Below are 3,900 nucleotides of genomic sequence, written 5' to 3' on the forward strand. Positions count from 1 at the left end.
ATATAAAAAAGGTTAAATATTAAGCAAAAACTGTAAATAACTAATACGATGCATCACATAGCAATGCTACGGCACAGAGGCATTAATTTTTAGTTGTTGTAAGTAGAATAGGATAAATAACTAAAGGTTTGTAGTGTTCGCGTAGCGTCTCGTAGAGAGAACTAAAGTTCTTAAAAAAGGACTAAAGTCCTTACTACGAACTAATTTTTCTTCTTTTTACATTACTTAACATAGTTTATTTTTTTCAAGTCGTTCTACTTAGTTCAGTCTAATTCTCGGCGTCCTTCCAAGGCTCTTGCTAAAGTAACTTCGTCGGCGTACTCTAAATCACCGCCAACAGGTAAACCAAAAGCAATTCGTGTCACCTTGGTAAATGGCTTTAATAGTTGACCGAGATACAGTGTAGTTGTCTCCCCTTCCACACTGGGACTAATTGCCAAAATCACTTCTTGGGGTTGTTGTTTACTTACTCGACGTACCAAAGCTTGAATTGTTAACTGTTCTGGGCCAATTCCGTCGATGGGGGAAATTACCCCGCCCAAAACATGATACTTGCCCTTATATTCGCGAGTTTTTTCTAGGGCAATCACATCACGAGAATCAGCTACTACACAAATAGTATTGTTGTCACGGTTGACATTACGACAGATTTCACAAACTGGCTCAGCAGATAAGTGAAAGCAGACGGAACACAAACCGATCTGTTTTTTTGCTTCTACTAAAGCTTGCGCCAAAGCTTCTACTTCTGCTTCTGGTCGCTTCAAAATATGCAAAGCAAGTCGCTGGGCAGATTTGGGCCCAACTCCTGGTAAGCGTTGCAATTGCTCGATTAATCGTGCTAAGGGACGTGCGTAAACCGTGGTTTTGTCTCCAGAATGTTTTCACCTTAGGGACTTCCAAGTAAAAAAATATTCCACAGAAGATTGTGAACCCTTCTCCTATGGTCGCCGCTACGCGTAGCTTGCTTCCACGTTCGCGGAGTGTCCCGGAGGGAAGTGGTACGACTTCGTTCAGGGTCAAGGCTGAGCGGAGTCGAAGCCTTGAGTGTTGACGGTTGACGGTTGACAGTCAACGAGAGGAACCGGAATAATTTATTTTTTGGATTTCCCTTAACTATGATGACATTCCTAGAAAATTTTGGAGTGGTTTTGAGCTAATGACTCGTAGCTATTACGGATGACTTATTATTTGCACTGTAAGTGCCCACATCTGAATGCAGGTACTGTGTTAACGAAATTACAAATGGATGTGCTACTGAAGAGTACACCCAATACGGTTCGGTTAAAGGGGAAAGGGGAAAGAGGAAAGGTTTCAAATACATCCAAATCCCCTTACCCCTTAACCTTTTTCCAGACCACAATGGAAGTTCATACTGCTTATCCGAACCGTATTGAGAGTACACCTCCAAAGCATATTTATCCCATAAGTTTAAACCGTTCTTGTAAAATACAAGCACTCACCATTCCCGTCAGAGTAAAAGTTACTTGAGTACGTTTACTGTCATCCATTTCGGGCAGTCGATCTAGGAGTGTAATAACTGCTTTTTGGTCGTAGAATGGTAGTGATTTCATCACCTCGCTTCGCAGAGTATCTTGTAGTAGTTCTTGCAATGGCTGATTGCTTTGCAGAGCATAAGGTGGAGAAGAATACGAGTGCTTTTTACGATGATACATCGTGTCTGTCAAGAAAGGGCGTGCCGCTTCTCGCAGCGCATATTTTTCGGTTGCACCACGGATTTTGAGTGAAACAGGAAAGTCGCGCACTAATTCAACTACATGATGGTCAAGAAATGGCAGACGCCCCTCAATAGAATGTGCCATTTCTACACCATCGCCCAGCATTCTCAAAACGTAGTTTGGCAAAACCGTTTTAGACCACAAATAAAGGGATTGATTGACGGGTTCCCGCCCAGTTAGTTGACCCTGTACATCTAAGCGATTTAAAAAAATTTTAAAAGCATCACGTTCTGCCACAAAAGCCGCAAATGCAGGGGTATAAAAAGGGTCAAGTTTCTTTATACCAGCTTTCATCAGTCCAACTGAGACATTTTTGAGCCAAGTTGGTACAAAACCTAAAGTCTGCTGCACTCCCTTTAAAGGCATTTCTGACGCATTAGTTTCTGATAAAAGCGCAGAAGTTGGATTGTGCAATTGCAATTGAGCTAATAGCTGCTGTACAGTTTGCTCATCTTGTCCTTCTCGATTGTAGAGCAACATATCCTCACGCATAGCGACATATCCTCCGAAGATTTCGTCAGAACCTTCACCCGTAAGTACAACTTTGTAACCCATATCTCGCGTCGCTTTGCTCAATAGATATTTGCCAGCTGTGGAGATAGTGTTGGAAAGCCTCTCACCGTAATAAACCGCATCGGCAAAGTTGCTGACGAGATCGGATTGGCTGACTGGAAGAATATGAAGATTTGCCCCGACGTGTTCAACTGTCTCACGAGCGAAAGCTTGTTCGTCATAAGGGGGTTGATCGAAGGCGATAGTAAATGCCTGTATCGAGCCAGAGGTATGTCTAGCTGCCATTCCCAACACAGTAGACGAATCGATACCACCGCTGAGATAGCAGCCAACTGGTACATCAGCCCACAAGCGGAGTCGAATCGCTTCGTCCAATGTGTAGCGAAGTTTTTCAATGTATTCGCCTTCACTATATTGAGTAACAGGCTCGTTGATGCGGGGATAATTAAAATCCCAGTAGCGGATCAGTTGCCAGCCAGAGTGCGAAGCCAGCAGAAAATGACCAGGGGGAACCTCATAAATGTCTTGAAATAAAGTACGGTCTGCTTCTAGTACAGCGCTGTTGTATTGGAAAAAAGACTCTGGGTTCCAACGAGCAGGCACACCTGCTGCAAATAAAGCCTTGACTTCGGATGCTAAATAAAGAGTACCACCATTTACTGTATAATAAAGTGGCTTAATGCCAAAGCGATCGCGAGCCGCAAATAGCACTTGATTGCGTTCATCCCACAGCACAAACGCAAATTCGCCTCGCAAACGCTGTAAGCATTGTGTACCAAACTCGTCGTAGAGATGAAGGGCAATTTCACTGTCAGAGCGGGTACGAAGTCGATATCCCCATCGTTTCAAGTCAGCCTGTATCTGTTCAAAGTCGTAAAATTCCCCATTAACAACAATGTGCAGGTTCTCTTCTTCGTTAGCAATGGGCTGTTCCCCGGTTGTTAGGTCAATAATGCTGAGTCGGGCATGACCTAATCCAACTCGTTGATTGGGAGAAATCCAATAATTTTGTCCGTCTGGCCCCCGATGGTGTAAGCTTTGGGTTGCCCGTTTCAATGCCTCTTGGGAAATTGGTTCCTGTTTTGATAAAAATGCAACAATTCCACACATCAGTCTCAATTTAGCTTAATTTATTGAACAGAATTCAGAACTCAGGAGTCAGAATTCAGTATGAATTCAGTATGACTGGGTAATGAATATTGGTATAAAAACCGTACTTTTTTACGAGACGCTACCGCGAACGTTCCGCTGCGCTAATATCATGTCAGTTTGATTACTTATTAAATCCGAAAAACCCCAAAGAGCCAAAGCTACGCTTTGTCTGCCCTCAGAGCCTGCGGGGAGGGAATTAAGGGGAGCCAGTGCGGTCTTGGGGTCTCCCCAAGTGGAGCATCTGGCGTGTGGGGTGCAATGGCTGTGGAAATCATCGCTAATTATGCGGACATAATATAACGCCCGCAAGTAGCGCGAAACTAGTATGAAATTTTTTTCACTCATTTAAAACTCTATCCCTTCATGGCTAGAGTATTCTGAATTCTGAATTCTAACTCCTGAATTCTGACTCCTGAATTCTAACTCCTGAATTCTGACTCCTGAATTCTGACTCCTGAATTCTGACTCCTGAATTCTGACTCCTGAATTCTGACTCCTG

At 43.4% G+C, this 3,900-nt stretch carries 1 protein-coding gene and 1 pseudogene; both read right to left on the reverse strand.

Annotation, left to right across the window (positions count from 1 at the left end):
- Positions 1 to 263 precede the first annotated feature (263 nt).
- Positions 264 to 860: pseudogene (recR, locus tag GNE10_RS32730) on the reverse strand (recombination mediator RecR); the annotation flags it as partial.
- A gap of 555 nt (positions 861 to 1,415) precedes the next feature.
- Positions 1,416 to 3,359, reverse strand: a complete 1,944-nt coding sequence (gene asnB, locus GNE10_RS32735) for an asparagine synthase (glutamine-hydrolyzing) (protein ID WP_185570177.1) — start codon at positions 3,357 to 3,359, stop codon at positions 1,416 to 1,418.
- Positions 3,360 to 3,900 lie beyond the last annotated feature (541 nt).

Source organism: Nostoc sp. 2RC, from assembly GCF_014222165.1.
GTDB classification, from domain to species: domain Bacteria; phylum Cyanobacteriota; class Cyanobacteriia; order Cyanobacteriales; family Nostocaceae; genus Nostoc; species Nostoc linckia.

Bases quoted from the DNA above. Each gene is read 5' to 3' on its own strand.
- asnB (WP_185570177.1), bottom strand. From the start codon at position 3,359: ATGTGTGGAATTGTTGCATTTTTATCAAAACAGGAACCAATTTCCCAA.